Origin of the sequence: Streptomyces echinoruber (genome assembly GCF_014651135.1) — a bacterium.
Lineage (GTDB): Bacteria > Actinomycetota > Actinomycetes > Streptomycetales > Streptomycetaceae > Streptomyces > Streptomyces echinoruber.
On record NZ_BMWH01000035.1, the window covers coordinates 25969 to 46785 of the forward strand.

Below are 20817 nucleotides of genomic sequence, written 5' to 3' on the forward strand. Positions count from 1 at the left end.
CCGCGCCTTGGCCGGCCGTCCGTTCACGCGCCGATGCCGCCCGCCAGCGTCCGCGCCAGCCGGGCGGCGAACTCCTCGACCGCCGGCCGCTCCCCCGTCTCCGTCGCGTCGTACGCGAACGCCCGCTGCGCGCACGCCCCCAGCAGCAGCGAGGCCGCCGCGAACGTGTCCGCGTCCGCCCGGACCCGCCCCCGCGCCTGTTCGGCCTGCAGGTAGGCGTCCAGGCTCTCGATGGGCCGGTGCGGCCCGGAGCCGATCTCCCGCATCGCCGCGTCGTGCCGCCGCTTGAGCTGCGTCTCGGCGTACAGCGACGCGGCTATGGGGAAGCTCTGCTCGTAGAAGAGCGCGGCCTGCCGGGCGATCTCGGTGAGGTTGTCCTCCAGCGGGCGCTGCTCCGGCTCGGCGGCGAGGCGGTGCAGCAGCGGGGTGAGCGGCGGCAGCCGTTCGGCCAGGACGCGGATGAACAGCTCCTCCTTGCCCGCGAAGTGCTTGTAGAGCGCGGCCTCGGAGCAGCCGGCCGCGCGGGCGATCTCCTTGGTGGTGGCGCGGGCCAGCCCGACGGTGAGCATCAGCTCATGGGCCGCGTCGAGGATCCGCTCCCGCGTCGGCCGTGGCTCCGCGCCGTTCCGCATGTCTGCTCCAACTGTCCTTGACGGGTGGGTGAGTGCTTACTCACTCTAGGGTAAGCAGGAGTGAGTGAGTACTCACCCACACTGTCCCGGAAGGTTGGGAGCACACCATGAACCTCACTGTTTTCGGCGCCACCGGAGGCATCGGCCAAGAGATCGTCCGGCAGGCGCTCGACGCCGGCCACCGGGTCACCGCCGTGGTCCGCGACCCGGCCCGGCTCCCCGTCACCGGGGAGCGCCTGGAGGTGGTCCGCTCCGACCTGTCCGACCCGGAGGCCCTGCGTCCGGCGGTGGCGGGCCGGGACGCGGTGCTCTCGGGCCTGGGCGCGCGCCGCCGCGCCGACGCGGGGGTGGCCACCCGGCTGACCCGCACGGTGCTGCGGGCGCTGGAGGCCGAGGGCGTACGGCGCCTGCTGGTGGTGAGCGCCGCGCCGGTGGGCCCGCGGCCGCAGGACGACCCGGCCCTGGACCGCGCGGTGCGGCGGATCGTCTCCGCGATCCTGAAGGACGTCTACGCCGACCTGCGCGCGATGGAGGCCGAACTGGAGCGCAGCGCGACGGACTGGACGATCGTGCGGCCGCCGCGGCTGCTGGACAAGCCGGTCACCGGCTCCTACCGCCGGGTGGTGGGCGGCTTCCCGCGCAGCGGGCGCTTCATCGGCCGGGCGGACGTGGCGCACGCCATGCTGGAGATGGTCGAGGACCCGGCGACGGTGAAGCAGGGCGTGGGGGTGGCGTACTGAGCCGCCGCCCCGGCGCGGCGGGAGCGCGGCCCAGTGCGGCGAGCCTGCGCTCCGGTGCGCGGCGGGAGCGCGACCCGGCGCGGTGAGGGACGGGCCGGCACGGCGGGGTGGGGCGGCGGTGGTCCAGTGGGGCGGCTGCTGCCCGGCGGGGCGGCTGCTGCCCGGTGGTGCCGCTACAGCTCGACGCCCACCATCACCGGCTCGTTGACCAGCGTGATCCCGAAGGCCTCGCGCACGCCGGCGACGACCTCGCGGGCGAGGGAGAGCAGGTCCTCGGTGGTGGCGCCGCCGCGGTTGGTGAGTGCCAGGGTGTGCTTGGTGGAGATGCGCGCGGGCCCGGTGCCGTAGCCCTTGGTGAAGCCCGCCCTGTCGATCAGCCAGGCCGCGGAGGTCTTGGTACGGCCCTCCCCCGCCGGGTAGGCGGGCGGTTCGACGTCGTCGCCGAGCCGCTCCCGCACGCGCGCGCGGAACGCGGCGAACTCGGCGTCGGTGAGGATCGGGTTGGTGAAGAAGGACCCGGCCGACCAGGTGTCGTGGTCCTCGGGGTCGAGGACCATGCCCTTGCCGACGCGCAGCTTCAGGACGGTGTCGCGGGCGTCGGCGAGGGGGACGCGGTCGCCGGGTTCGACGCCGAGGGCGCGGGCCGTCTCGGCGTACCGGATGGGCCCGGACAGACCGCCGGCGTCCTCCAGGCGGAAGCGGACGCGCAGGACGACGTAGCGGTCGGGGTCGGCCTTGAAGCGGCTGTGGCGGTAGGAGAAGCCGCACTCGTCGTTGGTGAGGGTGACGGTCTCGCCGATCCGGCGGTCGTAGGCGACGACCTCGGTGATCGTGGAGGAGACCTCCTGGCCGTAGGCGCCGACGTTCTGGATCGGCGTGGCGCCCGCGGAGCCGGGGATGCCGGAGAGGCACTCGATGCCGGCCAGTCCCGCCTCGACGGTGCGGGCGACGGCGTCGGTCCACACCTCGCCGGCGGCCAGTTCGAGCGCGGTGCCGTCGAGGGTGAAGCCGCGGGTGGCGATGCGCAGGGCCGTGCCGGGGAACCCCTTGTCGCCGACGACCAGGTTGGATCCGCCGCCGATGAGCAGCAGCGGCGTACCGGTCTCGTCGGCCTCGCGGACGGCCGCGATCACCTCGTCGTCGGTGGTCGCGGTGAGCAGCCGGGCGGCGGGGCCGCCCAGCCGGAAGGTGGTCAGCGGGGCGAGGGGGGCGTCGTGGAGTTCCTGCACGGGCTCAAGACTACGAGACCCCGCCGACCGCTCCGCCGCGCGGCGGGGCGGGGCGGTCGGCGGAGCGGTCGGCGGGGCGGGGCTTACGGAGACACCGCGCCGATCACGCGAGGAGCGCTCGCGCCGGCCGGCGCCCCTCGCCGCCCGGCCCCGCCCCGGGGGCGGGGGGGTTCAGGCCAGCCGTACGACCGCTCGGGCCATGCCCAGCACCTTCTGGCCGCCGCTGGTGGCGACGAGGTCGACGCGCACGGTGTTGCCGTCGAGCTTCTCGGCGACCTTGCCGGCGACCTCGACCGTGGCGCCCTTGTCGTCGTCGGGCACGACGACGGGCTTGGTGAAGCGCACGCCGTACTCGACGACCGCGCCCGGGTCGCCGGTCCAGTCGGTGACCACGCGGATCGCCTCGGCCATGGTGAACATGCCGTGCGCGATCACGTCCGGCAGCCCGACCGCCTTGGCGAACCGCTCGTTCCAGTGGATCGGGTTGAAGTCCCCGGAGGCGCCCGCGTACCGCACGAGGGTGTCGCGGGTCACGGTGAAGGTCTGCGCCGGCAGCTCGGTGCCGACCTCGACGTCGTCGTACGCGATCTTCGCCGTCATCTGCTCACGCCTCCCCGGCCGCGCGGGCCACCAGCTTCATCCACGTGGTCACGACGTGCTCGCCGGCCTCGTCGTGCACCTCGCCACGGATCACCAGGACGTCATTGCCGGCCAGCGACTTGATCGACTCGATGGTCTGCGCGACGGCGAGCCGGTCCCCGGCGCGCACCGGCCGGGTGTAGGCGAACTTCTGGTCGCCGTGCACCACGCGGCTGAAGTCCAGGCCGAGCTGCGGATCGCCGACGACCTCCGCCGCGGCCCGGTAGGTGATCACGAACGGGAAGGTCGGCGGGGCGATCACGTCGGGGTGGCCGAGCGCCTTCGCGGCCTCCGGGTCGGTGTACGCCGGGTTGGGGTCCCCCACCGCCTCCGCGAACTCGCGGATCTTCTCCCGGCCCACCTCGTAGGGGGCGGTGGGCGGATAGGTCCGCCCCACGAAGGACTGGTCGAGCGCCATGGCTCGGCACCTCCTGGTGTCTGCTGTCGTTGTCCGGTGCACGACCGCCCCTCGGGATCCGGGCCCGCTCCGGGTCCGGTGCACGACCGCCCTCCGGTCCCGGGAGGGCCGGCAGCCGACGGGGCGGCCCGCTCACGAGCGCGCGGCATCCGCGGCATCACCGTACAGCGGGCGACGCCCGGTGGAACGACACGTGGAACGACACGAGGCCGCCCCCTGACGGCGGGGCGGCCTCGTGTACGACTGTCCTGTGGACTCCTGTGGACCGTATGACGTACGCGGCCCGTGTCAGGGTCCGGGTACGCCGGGGACGAGCCTGGGTCAGCGGGTCTCGCGGTGCGCGGTGTGGCGGTTGCAGCGCGGGCAGTGCTTCTTCAGCTCGAGCCGGTCCGGGTTGTTCCGGCGGTTCTTCTTGGTGATGTAGTTCCGCTCCTTGCACTCCACGCAGGCCAGCGTGATCTTCGGGCGGACGTCGGTGGCAGCCACGTGAGTGCTCCTTGACGAACGGGTGGACTGGTTTAACGCACAAGAAGAGTAGCCGATCGACGGACCGACCCGGCAATCGGCTACTGAAAGTAGCGGTGACCGGACTTGAACCGGTGACACAGCGATTATGAGCCGCTTGCTCTACCGACTGAGCTACACCGCTGCGATGCGATCCGGTTCCGCACGGCGGCGGAACCGCTCACATCAGAGCCCCAAAACGGAATCGAACCGTTGACCTTCTCCTTACCATGGAGACGCTCTGCCGACTGAGCTATTGGGGCGAGCGATGAAGACATTACACGGTCGGCCGCCGTTCGCCCAAATCCGTTCCGCGCCGACCGCCCGGAACCGGTCGGCGGCGCCTCCCGCGCGCCCCGGAGGACCGCGGCACCACGGCAGTCACACGCGCGCGTGCGTGAGTCGCACGCGCGCGTGCGTGCGTGTGCGGACATGACCGTGACCGTGGCCACGGACCTGTGGCCGTAGGACCGTAGAGCCGTAGAGCCGCCCCGGTGGCCGATGCCCCCGTCGACGTCCCACCGGTACGACTATTGCGCTCCTCCCCACCCGCCGCGGAGCGCGACCCTAGGCTCGACTCACTCTGTGTGATCAGCACCCCTCCCAGCCCGCACGCAGTGCCCGAGCCCGTTGAGTGCCCCCGAGTGTCCGGAGTGCCTGGAGCGCGATGCCCGACAGTCAGCCGCCGCCGTCCCACCCGTTCCCACCCGCGCCCGCGCCTGCGCCCGCGGGCACCGGTCCCCTGCTGCTGTGCGGGGCACACCTGAGCGACGGGCGGGTGGTGGACGTACGGCTGAGCGGCGGCCGCATCGAGGCGGTCGGCACGGCCGGCAGCCTCGCGGTGAGCGGCCGGGACGACGGCACGCGCGTGGACCTCGGCGGCTACCTGCTGCTGCCGGCGCCGGCCGAGCCCCACGCCCACGGCGACGCCGCCCTGTCCGCCGCCGCCGGCGGCGGCCCGGCCTGCGACGACCCCGAGGACGTGCAGCGCCGGGCGACCGAGGCGGTGCTGCTGCAGCTCGGCCACGGCGCGACCGCGCTGCGGGCGCACGTGCGCGTGGGCGACGTGCAGGGGCTGGAGTCCCTGGCCGCCGTCCTGCGGGCGGGCCGGGCGCTGCGCGGGCTGGCCGAGCTGACGGCGGTGGCCGTGCCGCGCGTACTGACCGGGGCAGCCGGGGCCGACGGGCTGGCGATGCTGCGAGACGCGGTGAAGATGGGCGCCGGTGTGGTGGGCGGCTGCCCCGACCTGGACCCCGATCCGGCCGGTTACGTCGAGGCGGTCCTGGAGGTCGCCTCCGAGCACGGCTGCCCGGTGGACCTGCACACCGACGGCACCGATCCGGCCCGCCTGGCCCGCATCGCCGCCATGGCGGGCGGACTGCGCCCCGGCGTCACCCTCGGCCCGTGCGGCGGCCTGGGCCGGGTGCCCGCCGAGGTGGCCGCGCGCACCGCCGACCAGCTCGCCGCGGCCGGCGTGGCGGTCGTCTGCCTGCCCCAGGGCGGCTGCACGGGCGCGGAGCGGCGCGCCACGGCCCCGGTGCGGCTGCTGCGGGCGGCCGGCGTGCGCATCGCCGCCGGCAGCGGCGCCCTGCGCGACCTGTCCAACCCCGTGGGCCGCGGCGACCCCCTGGAGGCGGCCTACCTCCTCGCCTCCCGGCACGGCCTGCGCCCCGAGGACGCCTACGACGCCGTGAGCTCGTCGGCCCGCGCCGTCCTCGGCCTGCCCGAGGTGCGCGTGGAGGCCGGTTTCCCGGCCGAGCTGCTCGCGGTGCGCGCGGACGGGCTGGCGGGGGCCCTGTCGCTGGCGTACAGCCGCATCGTGGTGCACCGGGGGCGCGTGGTGACGCGCACGAGCGCGGTCCGGGAGTTCTGCGCCGCCGCGGCGTCGGCGGCGTCAGGGCTGCCTCGGCAGGGGCGGGGCGGGGCGCCGTAGGGGCGGGGCGCCGTAGGGCCGGGGCGCCGTAGGGCCGGGCGCCGTAGGGCCAGGCGCCGTAGGGGCCGGGAAGGGTCGCCGGGGGCCTTCGCCACCGTCTACAGGAGCCGTCTACAGGAGGATCGACCGCGGGGCTTTCACCGCCGTCCACGGGAGCGACCGCACCACGACCGGACACGACCGAACTCGGGCGGCGGATACAGCCATCCGGGCGTACGGTCGGAATCATGCGCATTGTCATCGCTGGTGGTCATGGTCAGATCGCGCTGCGGCTGGAACGGCTGCTCGCGGCGCGCGGGGACGAGGTGGCGGGCATCATCCGCCGCGCCGAGCAGAGCGACGACCTGCGGGCGGCGGGCACCGAACCGATCGTCCTGGACCTGGAGTCGGCGTCGGTCGAGGAACTCGCCGAGCGGCTGCGGGGCGCCGACGCGCTGGTCTTCGCGGCGGGCGCGGGCCCGGGCAGCGGCGCGGCCCGCAAGGAGACGGTGGACCGCGCGGCCGCCGTCCTGTGCGCCGACGCGGCGGTACGGGCGGGCGTACGCCGGTTCCTGGTCGTGTCGTCGATGGGCGCGGACCCCGACCACCAGGGCGACGAGGTCTTCGACGCCTACCTGCGGGCCAAGGGCGCGGCCGACGCGTACGTGCGCGCCCAGGACGCCCTGGACTGGACGATCCTGCGCCCCGGCCGGCTCACCGACGACCCCGGAACCGGCCTGGTCCGCCTCGAGGCCCACACCGGCCGCGGCCCGATCCCGCGCGACGACGTGGCGGCCGTCCTGGCCGAACTGATCGACACCCCGGCCACGGCGGGCCTCACCCTGGAGCTGATCAGCGGCTCCACACCGGTGTCCGTGGCGGTCAAGTCGGTGGCGGGCAACTGACGATGGCGACGCAGGGGGTACCGGCCGAGCAGGAGTCGCTGCTGCGCCGCATGTACGAGGTCTTCTCCACCGACGAGCGGGACACGCACCTCTCCGGGTGCCTGGCACCCGACGTGGACTGGCCGAACGTGCTGGACGGCACCCGCCTGCACGGCCACGACGAGGTACGGGCGTACTGGGACCGGCAGTTCGCCACCGGCCACCCCCTCGTCCGCCTGGAGGGCCTGCGCCCCGACACCGACGGGGCAGCCGTGGTGGCGACCGTCCGGCAGGGCCACCGGGACGACTCGGGCGACCACTGGGCGGGGCTGGTGGAGCACGTGTACCGCTTCGCGGAGGACGGGCGGGTGGCACGGATGGACGTACGGGCGGCGGCACGACACCAGGGCCGGGAGACGTCCTGAGACCCGCTTCACGAGTTCACGAGCGAGCCCGTACGCGGGCCTGGAACAAGCCCCCGTACGCGGGCCTGGAACAAGCCCCCGTACGCGGGCGCCTGGAACGGGCCCGTACGCGGAATCAGAACAGCCGCAACTGCCCCGGGAACTCCGGCACGACGTACCCGTCCAGCCCCGGCTGCACGGCCCCCGTCTGCACCGGCCGCCGCGATCCGGGACACGACACCAGCCGCCCGCTCCTTCGCGCCCCCGGCGGATCGTGCCGCGCCAGCCTCCCCGCCACGACGGCGATCTCACGACGACACTCGGGACAGCGCCTGCGCGGAGAGGACATGGCACCAGTGTGCCCGCCCCCACCGACAACGCCCCGCCGCACACCACCGCAACACCGCAACACCGCAACACCGAGAGGGGCCTTCCTCAACGTCTCCGCTGAGGAAGGCCCCTCTTCGTCGCGTGGCGGCGCCAGGATTCGAACCTGGGTAGGCATAGCCGACAGATTTACAGGCCGCGCAGCCATCCCCCTGTGACCTGGGCCGTTCCAATAGTGGATGCCCAGCGCCCCACAGATGCCCCACGAAGCACTCAGCGGGAAGTATCGAGGCGGGCAGTAACAGCCCATCCCACTCTGCGGCAACGACTGTTGCTACGCTGGTACGCACCACCTCAGAACGGAGAGTGGTCCGCGGATGGGACCGAAGACGACCAAGGTCTACGAGACGCTGCGACAGCGGCTTGCCGATGGCGAGTACGGCGGTCCCGGCGAAAAGATCCCCTCTGAACGCACACTGGCCGAGGAGCTCGCCATCGGGCGGACGGCGCTCCGGCAGGTTCTCGCCCGTCTCGTGTCGGAGGGTGCCCTGGAAGTCCGGGGTCGGAGCTCCTACCGGGTCCCGGGCAAGGTGAGCGTAAAACCGCCGGAAGGGTTGAAGCCGTGGCGTATCCACGGCGAGCGTGACCTCTACGACAACCGTTGGGTCAAGCTACAACTGTGGGACGTGGAACCGCCCGGTGTGGAGAGGTTCGAACACCATGTGGTCAAGCTTCACCGCGTCGCTGTCACAGCCGTGGTTGACGATCAAGACCGCGTGCTCATGATGTGGCGCTACCGGTTCGTGCCACAGCGCTTCGGCTGGGAGCTGCCCGGCGGCATCGTCGATAAGGGAGAGGAGCCGGCGGACACCGCTCTGCGGGAAGTCATCGAGGAGACGGGGTGGCGTCCGAAGAATCTTGAGCACGTCGTGAGCTACCAGCCCATGGTCGGCATGGTCGACTCTCCCCACGAGATCTTCGTAGCTCACGGAGCGGAGAAGGTGGGAGAGCCGACCGACCTGGAAGAAGCCGGTCACATCGAGTGGGTACCCCTCGCCGACATCCCCGGACTCATGGCCCGCGGTGAGCTACTGGGTTCCGGCACCCTGGTCGCGCTGCTTCACATCCTGGCGACCAAGGGCAAACAGAACGTCACAGCCGTTCACTGAGCCGATCGACGCGACGGCGCTGCCGCACCGAACCGGTGCGGCTCGCCAGCAGGCGAGCCTGCTGCAGGTGGGTCCGAGCATCGTCGTATTCGGTCCGGGTCAGGTGCGCGTGCGCCAAGTCGGCGTGCAGACCGGCCCGGGCCCGGACGAACGTCGGGTCCATCGCTTCCAACGCGTCATAGAGGCTAGTGACCGCTTCCTCGTCTCCGAGTAGAGCGAGCACGTTGCCCTGCCATCGGGTGAGGTGAGCACCGTTCAGGAAGATGCTCACCATGTCCGGGTCTCGATCCTCGGGCCCTGGGGGGATCTCGCCCATGGCCGCGTCGAGAGCGCGGCGGCAGTCATCCGGCATGCCGGCATGGGCGCACAACTCTGCCTCTGCCGCGTGGAGCCATGCCCGGAGTCGGGGCGAGCCGGACTGTCCCAAAGTGCGCTGAGCGTCGCGCACCAGCTCGACACCGAGCGCCGGCCGACCTGCCTCGCACAAGACGTACGCCTGCTCACCCATCGCGTGCGCGAGGTACATCGGTGCTTCAGCGTCGCGTGCTGCCCGCTTCGCAAGCTCGTAGTGCCGCCACGCTCGTTCGATCGCCCCTGAGTCGATCGCCTGCCACGCTGCGAGGGTTGATGCGCCGGCCAGCGCGAGGGCGACCGGTCGGCGAGCGGAGGGCAGGACGGCGAAGCTCAACGCCTCTTCCAGCGCTGCGAGGTGGCCGGTCATCTGGTCAACAAGGCTCGCGGCGCCCATCTGGCGGTCCATCGTGCGCAGGAGTTCGGTCTGGTCGTTGAACGCCTTCACCATGGACGCGCTGACGCTGCTGGCGGAGTCGATCCTGCTGAGCAGTTCGTCGTAGCCGTCTGCCGACGGCGCGGTGGGAGCGGGACCGGCGTCTCTCAACTCTGCGTCCGTGACTCCAAGGAGCCGCCGCAGAATGGCCGCGTAGTGGTTCGAGATGACCCGCCTGCCGTTCTCCCACTCGGAGACGTACACGCGCAGGCTGGCTTTCGAGGCCACATCGACCAGGTTCCGTCGGGCGTATTGCTCGATCTCGCGAACCAGTCGTTCCTGGGACCACCCTCGCGCCGTACGCGCGTTCCGAAGTCCTGCGCTCACAGGCCACCGCCCGGCGTTCGTTCCTATCGCTGACCCACCCAGGATGCACGACGTTGCCGCAGGTCAACAGGGGTTAACACGCCGAACGTTAAGGGGTGTTGGCTACCGGCGTCCCTGTCTCGAACGGTCTCCTGGGAGTGCACCGCGGCGGGTGGTCGCCACCTGAATCGGTGAACCAGCCTTGACTCTGGTGCGCACCAGATGCACTCTACTGGTGCGCACCAGTTATCGAGGTCGTCCTCGGTTCGCGGTGTGTGCAAGGAGTGGCCGCGCTGCGGCCGTTCCAGGGCGGACACGCTGCAAGACCGCCCGACAAGGCCAGGGGACAGGGCTTCGGCCCGACTGGCGAGGTGGCCCGGTGACCGCGAGCAACGGCCGGAGGGTGGGGACGCAGGTCCCCCTTGCAGCAGTCCTTGTCCGCTTCGAGTGAGGAGAGATCCGGTGAATCGACGACATCGACAGGCGCCGCCGTGAGGGACCGGCCGGCGGCGCCCGCACACCCCCTTCGGTCCCTTCCCGGCCTCGCAGCGCAGGGCGCTGCGGCCGGCTGCCTCTTCCGCCCGTCCGGCCCGCGCACTGCGGGTCTTACGGGCGGAAGCGCGGGGAGTCGGATCGGCCGACTTCAACGGCGCGCGGCTCCGGTGCTGGCACACCGGAGCCGCTTTCGGGCCGTTGCCACCTGCAAGGGAGAACACGACCCAATGGACGTCATCGTGACTGTTCAGGACGCTGTTACGGCGTTCGCCGACTTCATGGAGCCGACGGGCGCGGAGCTGGACGCAATCGAGCAGGAACTGCCCGCGATCCTGGCGGAGGTCGACCTGCTGGACGCGCAGATCATCACCCTGGACCGCACCCCGAGCGAGATCGACCGGCAGCGCATCCGCCGGGCGCTGCGCCGGGTGCTGGCCGAGCGGGCGGCGCTGGCCACCGGCACGGCCGGCGTGAGCCTGCCGGGCGGTGCGGCATGAACGACGTGGTGACCGCGCTTGCCGCGGCGGTGCCGCTGGCCTCGGGGTGGGTCTGGCACGGGGTGGTGCTGCGGCGCCGGCTGGCCGCGGCGCGGCGGGACCCGTTGTCGGGTCTGCCGACGCGGGCGGTGTTCGAGCACCGGGCGGCGCGGGCGCTGGCCCGTGGCCCGCACGCCGTGCTGCTGCTGGACCTGGACGGGTTCAAGCAGCTCAACGACACCTTCGGGCACGCGGCCGGGGATGAGGCGATCCGCACCGTGGCGGCGAGGCTGGGCGACGCGCTCAGCGACCGGCGCGGCGGCGTGGCGGCCCGGCTGGGCGGGGATGAGTTCGCCGCCGTGGTGCCGCTGCCGGATGCGGCGGTGCTGCCGTGGCTGCTGGGCGGTCTGCACGGCGAGGTGACCGCCCCGTTCGCCTACCGGGGGATGACGCTGGCCGTGGGCGCCTCGATCGGCGCGTGCGTGACCGCGGAGCTGCCGGCGCCGTCGCTGCCGCTGGCGCTGCGGCGGGCGGATGAGGCCATGTACGCGGCCAAGCGCGCCGGGGGCGGCTGGCGCATCGCCGGCGGCCCCGCCCCCACCTGCACCACCACGGCCGGCCGCCGCACCGGGCGCCCCGGCACCCACACCCCGCACCGCAGGGAGGCGGCGTGAGGGCCAAGACGGTGCTGCCCGCCGTGGCGATGACGGCGGTGTCGATGGTGCTCGCCCTGGCGGTGGTGGTGATGTGGCTGGGTGCGGCGGTGCCGTGGCCGGTCGCCCTGGTGGTCGGGCTGGGCATCGACGGCGGGTGGCTGGCCACCCTCGCCTACGAGCGGCGCCTGGCGGCGCAGGGCGACCACCGCCGGGCGGTGACCGCGGTCGGCTGGTGCTTCGGCCTCATCGCCACCGGCGTGCTGGTCGCGCATGCGCTCACCGCCGGCGGCGCGGTCGCCGCGTGGCTGGCGGTGGCCTGGCTGCCGGTGGCGGCCAAGGCTTTGTGGCTGGTGCACGGGCTGTGGGAGCAGACGGCGCTCACCCCGGCGGCGCTGGACGCCATCCGCGGCATCCGGCAGGAGGCGCGGGATGAGGCGGCGGTGGCCCGGGCCCGGCTGCGCGCGGAGGCGGCCACCGAGGAGACGAGGCTGGTGGCCGTGACGCAGGCCGGGGCCCGCGTCGCCCGCACCCAGGCCCGGACCGCGAAGACCCTCGCGCGGGCGTGGGCGACGCTGGAGACGGCCCGCTCCGGTGAGGACACCGGCAGGGCGCTGACCTGCGTGACGAGCCGCGTCACACCCGGCGTCACACCCCGCTGGGAGCTGCCGGTGTGGGGGCCCAGCGAGGCGGTGGCGGCGCTGGAGACGGCAGGGCCCGCGCTCACTGATGCGGCGCTGGACGGGCTGGTCGACGAGATCCGGCACAGCCAGAGCCCGGCGCTGTCGTACCGGGAGACGGCGGCCCGCTTCCGCGCGGCCGGCCACTCCGCCTCCGAGGTGCGGCTGCGGGCGGCGTGGAAGCGCGTGGCCGCCGCCGACCGGGGCCCGCTCGGGCGGGAGGAGCAGTCGTGACCCGCTGCTCTGCTGCCCACCCGGATGACCCCACCGCCTGCGGGGGGCCGGTCGCCGTCACGGTCCTGGACGCCAAAGGGGCCGGCGTGTCCGGCTGCGAGCACCACGCCGCGCGGCTGCTCGCCTCCCTGGACGGCGGCAGGGTCTACCCCCTGCCCGACGCCCCGGCCGGCGCCGCGCTGCGCGTCTTCACCGCGGCCGATGCCCTCCGGCCGTTCTGCTGGGACACCACCACGCCCCGCACCCGGCCGGAACAGCTCAGCCGGGCCGAGGCCCGCGCGGCACGGGACGCCTGATGCCGACCGCGTTCGGCAAGTACTTCGATCCGTCCGGCGCCCGCTACGTCATCCCCACGTCGCTCGGCACCTGCGTGCCGTGCAATTCCCCTTCTACCAGTCCTAGGAGTGTGTGATGGGCAACCCCGACCTGCGCCGTCTGGACCGTGAGATCCGGGCGACGGAGAAGAAGCTGGAAGCGGTCCGCCGGGGCGAGTGGTGGCCGCTGAACGGCCGCGAGCGCCGCGCGATGGCCCGTGCCCTGGCCGGCGGCGCCTACCGCATCACCCGGGGCCGCAGCGCCGACCGTGCCGAGGAGCGGATGGACGCCGCGGGCAACGCCGCCGAGATGCGGCTGACCGCGGAGCTGACCGCCCTGCACGGCGAGCGCCAGCGGCTGCTCACCGAGGCCGCCCGCGCCAAGGCCGCCAAGAAGTCGTCAGGGTGGTGGTGAGCATGGCCCGGCAGGAGACGCCTCCGGGCGAGTGCCCGCAGTGCTGGCAGCACGCCCACGACCGCAGCATTCACCGCAAGCTCCGCCCGCGCGAGGACTGCCCGCAGTGCGTGGACCACATGATCAACGGCTGCCCCTACCTGGTGCCCAAGAAGGAATCTCGCTGGTGGTGAGCACATCCCGCACCGGTTGACCCGCACGCCTGCCGGGCGGCTCCGCTGCCGCCCGGCCCTGCCCATGCCTTTTCTTTCCCGCCCCCTCGTCTTGGGGAGTTGAGGAGATCTCCGCATGTCCGAGAACATCGTCCGTCTCGTCAAGGACGCGCCCACGCCCGCCGCCGGCACGCCGACGGTGCTGACCGTGGTGCCCGAGGTCCCGCCGGCGCCCCCGGTGCCGCTGTGGGTGCGCTCCGGCCGCGCGGTGAAGCGCGCCGTCATGCACGAGCGCACCCAGGCGAGCGCGCGGGCGGTGGCCCGGCACAGCCTCTACACCCTCAACGGCGCCCGGATCGTGGCCCGCCGCACCTGGGACGGCCGTACCGGCGCCCGCTACGAGCGCATGCTGCGCGCCGCGGAGGCCGCCGGCAACTACGAGGCGGCCACCGAGTGGGAGGAGCGCCTGCAGCGCTTCCGCGCCGCCCGCCACCACCGCCGCATGGACCTGCTGCACTCCCCCGTGGAGGTGGCCCGGGGGGCCGCCGTCGGCGCCGGGATGAGCATCGGCACCCTGGTCGCCCTCGGGGTGGTGCTGGCCATCAACACCGGCAACGTCGGCGACGTCCTCACCCCGCTGGACGCCACGATCGACTTCATCGCCCTGCTGATCCGCATCGTGCAGATCGTGTGGGGCCCGGCGGTCACGATCGGCCCGTTCCTCGCCCTGCTCGCCCTGTGGTCGGTCGGCCGCAAGCAGCAGGCCGCACCCGCCTGGGCCCTGCCCGCCAACACCCGCTCCGCCGAAGGGGAGCCCATCACCCCGTCCATCGTGGTCAAGGCGCTGCGGGACCTGGGCATCCCGGCGCTGCGCAACGCCATCAAGGAGATGGGCGATGCCGGCGCCTCCATGCTCGGGCCCATCCGGATCGCCGGCTGCGGCGTCGAGGTGGATGTGACCCTGCCGTCGGGGGTGTCGACAGTGGAGGTGCAAAACCGGCGGCGCAAGCTCGCCGAGAACCTCACCCGCCACGAACACGAGGTGTTCATCACCATCCCCCAGGCCGCCCGCACGGTGCGGCTGTGGATCGCCGACTCCGGCGCCCTGGACGAACCGATCGGCCCCTCCCCGCTGGTCACCGACGCGACCCTGACCGCCAACTACAAGACCGGCAAGGCACCGTGGGGCCAGGACCTGCGCGGCGACGCCGCGGCGCTGAGCCTGTATCAGCGCCACCTGCTCATCACGGGCCTGTCCAACCAGGGCAAGACCGCCTCGCTGCGCGCGCTCGCCCTGTGGGCGGCGCTGGACAAGACCGTGGATTTCCGCATCGCCGACCTGAAGGGCGTGGGCGACTGGGCCATGTTCGACGGCCTGGCTACGGTGCTCATCCAGGGCCCGACCGACGAACACGTCATCGAGGCCACCGAAATGGTCGAAGACGTGGTGGCGGAGATGAACCGCCGCATGGAGGCTCGCCGCACCGACCCCAAGGCCGTGTTCCGCCCGCTGATCTGCATCGTTGACGAAGCCCAGGTGGCGTTCATGTGCCCCGCGGTGGATGAGGACAAGCGGCCCTACGGCGGCGCCAAGGCCACCTCCCGGTACTTCATGGCGGTGCGCAAGGTCCACAACCAGGGCCGGGCGGTGGACGTGCTGATGTGGGAGGGCACCCAGGACCCCACCGACCAGAACCTGCCCAAGCTGGTGCGCGAGGGCGCCCACACCCGCGCCGCCCTCGCCCTGGGCACCGAGGCCCAGGCCCGCATGGCGCTGGGCGACAAGGCCGTCGACGGCGGTGCCGCCCCGCACCTGCTGCGCCAGGGCCTGGACAAGGGCACCCTCGTGGTCGCCTCCGACGGCATCGCCATCCCGGCCGGCCAGGCGTCCATCACCGTGCGCACCCACTACATCGACGACGACCAGGCCACCGCGATCGCCGAACGCGCCAAGGCACTGCGCGACGGCGTGACCACCCTGCACGCCATCGACCGCGGCGACGAGGAACGCGATCCGCTGGCCGACATCGCCACCGTCATCGGCGACGCCCCGCGCGTGTTCACCCAGGACGTCCTCAAGCGGCTCTCCGCCCTCAACCCGGACGCCTACGGCAAGTGGTCCTTCCTGGACCTCAAGCGGGTGCTGGAGGGCACCGGCGCCGAGCCCTACAAGTCCGACGGCCGCATGGTCGTCGCCCGCGACCGCCTCGCCCGCGCCCTGGAGACCCGCGCCGGAACGGATTCCGCTTCCACCGCCGGCTGACAGGGAGCCACCCCTCGCGCGGGCCAGGGAGGCAGGGAGAACTCCCTGACCCCCTCCCTGGCCCGCCTCCCTCCCCTTGAGCTGCACAAATGATCCACCAGGGAGGCAGGGAGGCCCGCAGGCCACAGCCCCGAAACTCCCCTCCCACGCGCCCCCGAAGGGGGTGCCCCCGCCTCCCTGAACCACTCCGCGAAGGGATTCCGCATGCTGCCCGACCACACCCCGCGCCCGCCCGCCGGACGGCCCACCGCCGTCCACCACCCCACCCCGATCCCGCCCGCCCCGGCGGCGGCACCGCTGGTGCCCGCACAGCCGGCCGCCGTGCCGAGCGTGGCCAGCATCGTCCTGCCCGACGGCAGGGTCGTCACCGGCTACGCCCTGCCCACCGCCCACCCCGAGCCCGCCGCCAAGCCGGCCGTCTCCCGCACCGCCGTGAACGTCGCCCTCGGGGGCGTCGGGTTCGCCGCGGCCTGCGGCGGCCTGCTGCTGCTCACCTCGTTCCTCACCGCCCTCGCGGCACTCGTGCAGCAGCTCATCATCCTCGCCGCCGTCGTCTTCGGCGGCTTCATCGCCATCCAGCTCTTCGGCCACCGCCACGGCGGCGGGGCCGGGACCACGGTCCACATCCGCAAGGCCGTCATCAAGCGCAGCCACTTCCGCGGCTGAGAACAGGAGCGCACCGCATGACCCGCAAGACCCTGCCCCGCTTGCGCCTTTACCGCACGACCTGGCCGCGCCACGCCCTGGTCCTGGCCGACACCCCCCGCCCCACCTGCCCGCAGTGCGCGGGCGACGGCGGCACGGCCCGCGACTACGGCCACCCCGACACCGGCGAGTACGACGGCACGGCGTGGGAGCCGTGCCCCTGCTGGAACGAGAACCGCCGCTGGGTCCTGCTGCCGCTGCCCCGCCCGCGGTGGTGGCGTGGCCGCAACGACTACCGCAACGAACCGCCCTTCTAGCCACGCCAGGGGCGGCCCCCACCGTCTCGCCAAAGATCGCGGGGCCGCCCTTGCCCAACCAGTCCGCAACAGACCCGTTGGAGGCATCCAGCATGACCCATGACCCCGCCGCCCGGCCGGAGGGCGGCAACGTCAGCCTGTGCACCGGGTCCGGTGCGCTGGACCTGGCCGTGGAGGCCGTCACCGGCCTTTCCACGGTCCTGGTCGGCGAGAGGGACCCGGCCGCCTCCCGGCTGCTGGCCGCCCGCCTGCCCGGCGCCCGCAACCTGGGCGACATCACGAAGGTGGACTGGGCGGCGCTGGCCGCCGCGCTGCCGCGCCCGGCGGCGCTGACCGCCGGCTTTCCCTGCCAGGACATCTCCAACGCCGGACCTCGGGGAGGGATCGCCGGTGACCGCTCGGGACTGTGGAAAACCGTCGCAGAAGCCATTCGCCACCTTCGACCCCGCCTCGTCTTCCTGGAAAATGTCGCCGCCATCCGCAGCCGGGGACTCGACGTCGTCACCGCCGACCTGGCCGCGTGCGGGTATGACGCGCGGTGGATGTGCCTACGCGCTTCCGATCCCGAAGTCGGCGCCTGCCACCGCCGGGACCGCTGGTTCGCCCTCGCCCATCCCGCTGCTGAAGACCCCCACCTCCCAGCTCGGGCGCAACGGCGGACCCCAGCACCCGGACAAACGGCGGGCGGGCGGGCACGGGCCCACGCTGGAGGACGAAGTGGTCTTCTTGCTGCCCCCGACGGACACCTGAGGCTGCTGCCCACCCCGGCCGCCGCCGACGGCACCGGCGGCCCCGGCACCTCACCGAAGCGCCGGGGCGGCATGAACCTGCGCACCGCCGTCACCCTGCTGCCCACCCCCGCCGCCCGCGACTGGAAGTCCGGCGCCTCCAACCTGCTGGGCACCAACTCCCGCCCGCTCAACGAGGTCGTGGTCAACCTGCTGCCCACGCCGAAGGCCTCCGACGGGCCGCACGGCGGCCCCAACCAGCGCGACAAGGCCGGCCACTACTACCTGCCCGGCCAGGCCGTGCGCCTGGATGACCGGTGGGTGGCCACCAACGGCACCGACTACGGGCCCGCCATCCGCCGCTGGGAGGCCGTGCTGGGCCGCCCCGCCCCGGAGCCGACCGAACCCGGCACCAGGGGCAACCGCCGCCTGTCCCCCGTCTTCGTGGAGTGGATGATGGGCGCCGACCCCGGCTGGGTGACCGGCGCGGACCTGGGCCTGTCCCGCTCCGACCAGCTCAAGATCCTCGGCAACGGCGTCGTCATCCACCAGGCCGTCCACGCCTACCGCACACTGCTCGCCACCCTCACCCCTGCGGCCGCGGACCCCGCCCCCACCCAGCTCGCCCTGGACATCGCCTAACAACGCCAGGGGCGGCCCCCACCGTCTCGCCAAAGATCGCGGGGCCGCCCCTGCCCAACCAGTCCGCAACAGACCCGTTGGAGGCATCCAGCATGACCCATGACCCCCAATCCGCGCTGCTGCGCGCCGCACTGGACGCCGCGGAGCGCGGGTGGCGCGTCTTCCCGCTGCGGCCGGGCACCAAGCGGCCCGCCCTGCACGGGCAGGCCGCCTGCCCCCGCACCGGCGTGTGCGCGGGCGGGCACCGCAAGTGGGAGCAGCGCGCCACCACCGACCCCGACCGCATCCGCGCCACCTGGGCGCGCGCCCCGTACAACGTCGGCATCGCCACCGGCCCGTCGGGGCTGCTGGTCGTTGACCTGGACACCCCCGAGCACAAGGGCAGTTCGGACGCGCCTGACGGCGCGGCGACCTTCAAGGCGCTCTGCGAGCGCGCCGGGCACGCCGTCCCCGCCACCTACCGCACCCGGACCCCGAGCGGCGGCACGCACCTGTACTTCACCGCCCCGCCCGGGGCACGGCTGGGCAACACGGCGGGAACCATCGCCGAGTTGGTCGACACCCGCGCGTGGGGCGGCTACGTCGTCGCCGCCGGCAGCATCACGCCTGCCGGACGGTACGAGGCGTCCTGTGGCCGTCTCCCGGCTCCTCTGCCCGCATGGCTGCTGAGCATCCTGCAACCGGCCCCCGCGCCGTCTGCGGGGCCGCTGCGGCTGCCCGCGGTGGACGGCAGCCGCGCGGCCCTGGCCGCACTGGAGGCCGAATGCGCCGTGGTCGCCGCCGCTCCGGACGGGGAGCGCAACGTCACGCTGAACCGGTGCGCCTTCAAGGTGGGGCGCTTCGTGGCGTGGGGCGACCTCCCCCGGCACGTGGCAGAGGAGGCCTTCCAAGCGGCCGGCGAGGCGACCGGACTGACCGCGGCCGAGTGCCGCGCCACCATCCGCAGCGCCCTGGACAGCTCCCTCCGCAAAGCCCGCCCCCGGGAGGCGGCATGAGCGTCCCCCACCGCCCCCGCCTGGAAGGCCAACCCCCACCGGCCACCGGCCCCCGCGCCGCCCGGCCGGCCGCACCCGAGACGGCCGTGGGCGACCCGAAGGACGCCGCCCGCAAGGGCGTCCTTTCTGCCCTTCGCCCCGACCCGCACCGGTTCCGCGAGCGGTGCCGTCCCGGTGAGGACCCGACGCCGGAGCGACCCGGTATCCGGATCTACGCCCCGCCGGTCTACCGCCATCACTGGGACGGTGCCCGCTGGTCCACACGGCCGGGCGACACCCCTACCGCCGCCTACGCCTGCGCCTGCGGACACACCGACACCGCGCGCGGTCAGGACGCCGTGGCCGCCCTGGTCACCGAGTACGCCGCCCATCAGCACTTCTGCACCGGAACACCCGCCGTACCCACCGAAGGGAGGGCGGCCGCATGACCGAGCCGGAGGAACTGCCCGCACCGTCCAACCCGCTCGCCGTCGCCCGGCGGCTCCTGCCCGACTGGCAGACCGAAGGCGGGCGCCTGACCGTGCGGCGCTGGCGCGGCTCGTGGATGCGCTGGACCGGCACCTGCTGGCGGGAGCTGGACGAAGCCCAGATGCGCGCCCGCATGTACGAACGGCTGGAGTACGCCGTCTACAGTACCCCGGGCAAGGACGGGCAGCCCGAGCCGCGCGACTGGGCCCCCACGAAGCAGAAGATCAGCAACCTTCTCGACGCCCTGGGCGCCGTCACCCTGCTGCCCACCGAGGTAGACGCCCCCGCGTGGATCGACGGTGCCGGCGGGGGCGAGCAGGACCGCAGCCCCATCGTGGCGTGCGAGAACGGACTGCTGCGCATCCGCGACCGCGCGCTGCTGCCGCACGGGCCGGAGTTCTTCAACCTGGTCTCCGTCCCCTTCGCCTACGACCCCGAGGCGACCGCGCCGACCTGGGAACGCTTCCTGGGACAGATCTGGCCCAACGATCCCGACGCCATCCAGTCCCTCCAGGAATGGTTCGGCTACGTCCTGTCCGGCCGCACGGACCAGCAGAAGATCCTGCTGATGGTCGGCCCGTCCCGCTCGGGCAAGGGCACCATCGCCCGAGTGCTGAAGGCGCTGGTCGGCAAGGAGAACCTTGCCGGGCCGACCCTCGCCGGACTGGGCACGAATTTCGGCCTGTCCACCCTGATCGGCAAACCCCTCGCCGTCATCTCCGACGCCCGGCTGTCGGGCAACGACAACAGCCAGGTGGTTGAGCGGCTGCTGACCATCTCCGGTGAGGACACCATCGACATCGACCGCAAGTACCGCGAGCCGTGGACCGGCAAGCTGCCCACGCGGCTGATGATTCTGTCCAATGAGCTGCCCTACTTCGGCGACGCCTCCGGGGTCATCGCCCGCCGCTTCGTGGTGCTCAACATGACCGTGTCCTGGCTGGGCAAGGAAGACCCCACCCTGTTCGACCGGCTCGTTGTCGAGATGCCCGGCATCCTCAACTGGGCCCTGGACGGACTTGCCCGGCTGGAGACCAAGGGGCGGCTCACCGAACCGGTGTGCAGCCGGGAGGCGGTCACCACCATGCAGGACACCGCCTCCCCCACGTCGGCGTTCATCCGGGAGCGCTGCCTGACCGGCCCGACGTGCAGCGTGCCCGTGGACACGCTGTGGGCCGTCTGGCGCGAGTGGGCCGAGGACAACGGCGTGAAGGCCGTCGGCACGAAGCAGATGTTCGGCCGCAACCTGCTCTCCGTCGTGCCTCAGCTCCACCGCACCCGACCCCGCGACGCCTACGGCCGGCAGGTGGCCACCTACAACGGGATCACCCTCAAGCCGTCCGGTCCACATCAGCCTGAGTCGTGACTCATCGCGACTCAAGCCCCCCG

Annotated in this window: 25 protein-coding genes and 2 tRNA genes; 18 read left to right on the forward strand and 9 right to left on the reverse strand. The window is 73.3% G+C overall.

Going from position 1 to position 20817, the window contains the following annotated elements:
* Window positions 1–23 precede the first annotated feature (23 nt).
* A complete protein-coding gene (locus IE225_RS29090; protein WP_190060629.1) occupies window positions 24–632 on the reverse strand; it encodes a TetR/AcrR family transcriptional regulator in 609 nt (202 codons plus the stop codon).
* Between the two features lie 107 nt (window positions 633–739).
* Here IE225_RS29090 and IE225_RS29095 point away from each other — a divergent pair, with 107 nt between their 5' ends.
* Entirely contained in the window at window positions 740–1372 is a 633-nt protein-coding gene (locus IE225_RS29095; RefSeq protein WP_190060630.1) for an NAD(P)-dependent oxidoreductase, read from the forward strand.
* 173 nt (window positions 1373–1545) lie between these two features.
* Here IE225_RS29095 and IE225_RS29100 read toward each other — a convergent pair whose 3' ends face one another.
* From IE225_RS29100 to IE225_RS29125, 6 genes are all read right to left on the reverse strand, one after another.
* The gene (locus IE225_RS29100; RefSeq protein ID WP_190060631.1) at window positions 1546–2601 is read right to left on the reverse strand and encodes a UDP-N-acetylmuramate dehydrogenase; all 1056 of its coding nucleotides are present in this window, start codon (window positions 2599–2601) and stop codon (window positions 1546–1548) included.
* A 171-nt stretch (window positions 2602–2772) separates the two neighbouring features.
* Window positions 2773–3201, reverse strand: coding sequence for a MaoC family dehydratase (locus tag IE225_RS29105; protein WP_190060632.1), 429 nt, complete (start codon window positions 3199–3201; stop codon window positions 2773–2775).
* Between the two features lie 4 nt (window positions 3202–3205).
* Complete coding sequence (locus IE225_RS29110) at window positions 3206–3658, reverse strand: MaoC family dehydratase N-terminal domain-containing protein (RefSeq protein WP_190060633.1); 453 nt, start codon at window positions 3656–3658, stop codon at window positions 3206–3208.
* A 321-nt stretch (window positions 3659–3979) separates the two neighbouring features.
* Entirely contained in the window at window positions 3980–4144 is a 165-nt protein-coding gene (gene rpmG / locus IE225_RS29115; RefSeq protein WP_190060634.1) for a 50S ribosomal protein L33, read from the reverse strand.
* 90 nt (window positions 4145–4234) lie between these two features.
* A tRNA-Met gene (locus IE225_RS29120) sits at window positions 4235–4307 on the reverse strand.
* Between the two features lie 45 nt (window positions 4308–4352).
* Window positions 4353–4425 (reverse strand) — tRNA-Thr (locus IE225_RS29125).
* Window positions 4426–4829: 404 nt separating this feature from the next.
* Here IE225_RS29125 and IE225_RS29130 point away from each other — a divergent pair.
* The 3 genes from IE225_RS29130 (at window position 4830) to IE225_RS29140 (ending at window position 7383) form a co-directional block, all read left to right on the forward strand.
* Window positions 4830–6095, forward strand: coding sequence for an amidohydrolase family protein (locus IE225_RS29130; RefSeq protein WP_190060635.1), 1266 nt, complete (start codon window positions 4830–4832; stop codon window positions 6093–6095).
* A gap of 227 nt (window positions 6096–6322) precedes the next feature.
* A complete protein-coding gene (locus IE225_RS29135; RefSeq protein WP_190060636.1) occupies window positions 6323–6979 on the forward strand; it encodes an SDR family oxidoreductase in 657 nt (218 codons plus the stop codon).
* 2 nt (window positions 6980–6981) lie between these two features.
* The gene (locus IE225_RS29140) at window positions 6982–7383 is read left to right on the forward strand and encodes a nuclear transport factor 2 family protein (RefSeq protein ID WP_190060637.1); all 402 of its coding nucleotides are present in this window, start codon (window positions 6982–6984) and stop codon (window positions 7381–7383) included.
* 115 nt (window positions 7384–7498) lie between these two features.
* Here the strand turns inward: IE225_RS29140 and IE225_RS29145 are convergent, their stop codons facing one another.
* On the reverse strand, window positions 7499–7711 hold the full coding sequence (locus IE225_RS29145; protein WP_190060638.1) for a hypothetical protein: 213 nt from the start codon (window positions 7709–7711) through the stop codon (window positions 7499–7501).
* Between the two features lie 355 nt (window positions 7712–8066).
* Between IE225_RS29145 and IE225_RS29150 the strand changes: the two genes are divergently transcribed.
* The gene (locus tag IE225_RS29150; RefSeq protein WP_190060639.1) at window positions 8067–8858 is read left to right on the forward strand and encodes an NUDIX domain-containing protein; all 792 of its coding nucleotides are present in this window, start codon (window positions 8067–8069) and stop codon (window positions 8856–8858) included.
* On the opposite strand, the gene IE225_RS29155 is transcribed toward IE225_RS29150, so the two are convergent.
* Window positions 8842–9972: a helix-turn-helix domain-containing protein gene (locus IE225_RS29155; RefSeq protein ID WP_506004988.1), complete on the reverse strand. Its 1131-nt coding sequence runs from the start codon at window positions 9970–9972 to the stop codon at window positions 8842–8844. The genes IE225_RS29150 and IE225_RS29155 overlap by 17 nt on opposite strands.
* 701 nt (window positions 9973–10673) lie before the next feature.
* On the opposite strand from IE225_RS29155, the gene IE225_RS29160 reads away from it, so the two are divergent.
* From IE225_RS29160 to IE225_RS29220, 13 genes are all read left to right on the forward strand, one after another.
* Window positions 10674–10943, forward strand: a complete 270-nt coding sequence (locus IE225_RS29160) for a DUF6284 family protein (protein ID WP_190060640.1) — start codon at window positions 10674–10676, stop codon at window positions 10941–10943.
* On the forward strand, window positions 10940–11596 hold the full coding sequence (locus tag IE225_RS29165; RefSeq protein WP_190060641.1) for a GGDEF domain-containing protein: 657 nt from the start codon (window positions 10940–10942) through the stop codon (window positions 11594–11596). Before IE225_RS29160 ends, IE225_RS29165 begins: the two co-directional genes overlap by 4 nt.
* Window positions 11593–12489, forward strand: coding sequence for a protein spdB (locus IE225_RS29170; RefSeq protein WP_308432566.1), 897 nt, complete (start codon window positions 11593–11595; stop codon window positions 12487–12489). Before IE225_RS29165 ends, IE225_RS29170 begins: the two co-directional genes overlap by 4 nt.
* Window positions 12486–12785, forward strand: a complete 300-nt coding sequence (locus IE225_RS29175; protein ID WP_190060642.1) for a hypothetical protein — start codon at window positions 12486–12488, stop codon at window positions 12783–12785. The genes IE225_RS29170 and IE225_RS29175 overlap by 4 nt, the downstream gene beginning before the upstream one ends.
* A 115-nt stretch (window positions 12786–12900) precedes the next feature.
* On the forward strand, window positions 12901–13218 hold the full coding sequence (locus IE225_RS29180; protein WP_190060643.1) for a hypothetical protein: 318 nt from the start codon (window positions 12901–12903) through the stop codon (window positions 13216–13218).
* Window positions 13219–13220: 2 nt separating this feature from the next.
* Entirely contained in the window at window positions 13221–13391 is a 171-nt protein-coding gene (locus IE225_RS29185; RefSeq protein ID WP_190060667.1) for a pRL2-8, read from the forward strand.
* Between the two features lie 115 nt (window positions 13392–13506).
* Window positions 13507–15633 (forward strand): FtsK/SpoIIIE domain-containing protein, encoded by a 2127-nt coding sequence (locus tag IE225_RS29190; RefSeq protein ID WP_190060644.1) that lies wholly within the window; start codon window positions 13507–13509, stop codon window positions 15631–15633.
* Between the two features lie 204 nt (window positions 15634–15837).
* On the forward strand, window positions 15838–16299 hold the full coding sequence (locus IE225_RS29195; protein WP_190060645.1) for a hypothetical protein: 462 nt from the start codon (window positions 15838–15840) through the stop codon (window positions 16297–16299).
* Between the two features lie 17 nt (window positions 16300–16316).
* The gene (locus IE225_RS29200; RefSeq protein ID WP_229880153.1) at window positions 16317–16595 is read left to right on the forward strand and encodes a hypothetical protein; all 279 of its coding nucleotides are present in this window, start codon (window positions 16317–16319) and stop codon (window positions 16593–16595) included.
* Between the two features lie 92 nt (window positions 16596–16687).
* Window positions 16688–17965, forward strand: a complete 1278-nt coding sequence (locus tag IE225_RS29205; protein WP_190060646.1) for a DNA cytosine methyltransferase — start codon at window positions 16688–16690, stop codon at window positions 17963–17965.
* Window positions 17966–18057: 92 nt separating this feature from the next.
* Complete coding sequence (locus IE225_RS29210) at window positions 18058–18960, forward strand: bifunctional DNA primase/polymerase (RefSeq protein ID WP_190060647.1); 903 nt, start codon at window positions 18058–18060, stop codon at window positions 18958–18960.
* A complete protein-coding gene (locus IE225_RS29215; protein ID WP_229880154.1) occupies window positions 18957–19388 on the forward strand; it encodes a hypothetical protein in 432 nt (143 codons plus the stop codon). Before IE225_RS29210 ends, IE225_RS29215 begins: the two co-directional genes overlap by 4 nt.
* On the forward strand, window positions 19385–20794 hold the full coding sequence (locus IE225_RS29220) for a DNA primase family protein (RefSeq protein ID WP_190060648.1): 1410 nt from the start codon (window positions 19385–19387) through the stop codon (window positions 20792–20794). Before IE225_RS29215 ends, IE225_RS29220 begins: the two co-directional genes overlap by 4 nt.
* The last annotated feature ends 23 nt before the right edge of the window (window positions 20795–20817 follow it).

Coding starts and splice junctions, on each gene's coding strand:
- IE225_RS29185 (WP_190060667.1), top strand. CDS start 13,221: ATGGCCCGGCAGGAGACGCCTCCGGGCGAGTGCCCGCAGTGCTGGCAG.
- IE225_RS29160 (WP_190060640.1), top strand. CDS start 10,674: ATGGACGTCATCGTGACTGTTCAGGACGCTGTTACGGCGTTCGCCGAC.
- IE225_RS29110 (WP_190060633.1), bottom strand. CDS start 3,658: ATGGCGCTCGACCAGTCCTTCGTGGGGCGGACCTATCCGCCCACCGCC.
- IE225_RS29095 (WP_190060630.1), top strand. CDS start 740: ATGAACCTCACTGTTTTCGGCGCCACCGGAGGCATCGGCCAAGAGATC.
- IE225_RS29215 (WP_229880154.1), top strand. CDS start 18,957: ATGAGCGTCCCCCACCGCCCCCGCCTGGAAGGCCAACCCCCACCGGCC.
- IE225_RS29190 (WP_190060644.1), top strand. CDS start 13,507: ATGTCCGAGAACATCGTCCGTCTCGTCAAGGACGCGCCCACGCCCGCC.
- IE225_RS29145 (WP_190060638.1), bottom strand. CDS start 7,711: ATGTCCTCTCCGCGCAGGCGCTGTCCCGAGTGTCGTCGTGAGATCGCC.
- IE225_RS29150 (WP_190060639.1), top strand. CDS start 8,067: ATGGGACCGAAGACGACCAAGGTCTACGAGACGCTGCGACAGCGGCTT.
- IE225_RS29220 (WP_190060648.1), top strand. CDS start 19,385: ATGACCGAGCCGGAGGAACTGCCCGCACCGTCCAACCCGCTCGCCGTC.
- IE225_RS29090 (WP_190060629.1), bottom strand. CDS start 632: ATGCGGAACGGCGCGGAGCCACGGCCGACGCGGGAGCGGATCCTCGAC.
- IE225_RS29165 (WP_190060641.1), top strand. CDS start 10,940: ATGAACGACGTGGTGACCGCGCTTGCCGCGGCGGTGCCGCTGGCCTCG.
- IE225_RS29135 (WP_190060636.1), top strand. CDS start 6,323: ATGCGCATTGTCATCGCTGGTGGTCATGGTCAGATCGCGCTGCGGCTG.
- IE225_RS29180 (WP_190060643.1), top strand. CDS start 12,901: ATGGGCAACCCCGACCTGCGCCGTCTGGACCGTGAGATCCGGGCGACG.
- IE225_RS29140 (WP_190060637.1), top strand. CDS start 6,982: ATGGCGACGCAGGGGGTACCGGCCGAGCAGGAGTCGCTGCTGCGCCGC.
- IE225_RS29200 (WP_229880153.1), top strand. CDS start 16,317: ATGACCCGCAAGACCCTGCCCCGCTTGCGCCTTTACCGCACGACCTGG.
- IE225_RS29105 (WP_190060632.1), bottom strand. CDS start 3,201: ATGACGGCGAAGATCGCGTACGACGACGTCGAGGTCGGCACCGAGCTG.
- IE225_RS29195 (WP_190060645.1), top strand. CDS start 15,838: ATGCTGCCCGACCACACCCCGCGCCCGCCCGCCGGACGGCCCACCGCC.
- IE225_RS29210 (WP_190060647.1), top strand. CDS start 18,058: ATGACCCATGACCCCCAATCCGCGCTGCTGCGCGCCGCACTGGACGCC.
- IE225_RS29130 (WP_190060635.1), top strand. CDS start 4,830: ATGCCCGACAGTCAGCCGCCGCCGTCCCACCCGTTCCCACCCGCGCCC.
- IE225_RS29205 (WP_190060646.1), top strand. CDS start 16,688: ATGACCCATGACCCCGCCGCCCGGCCGGAGGGCGGCAACGTCAGCCTG.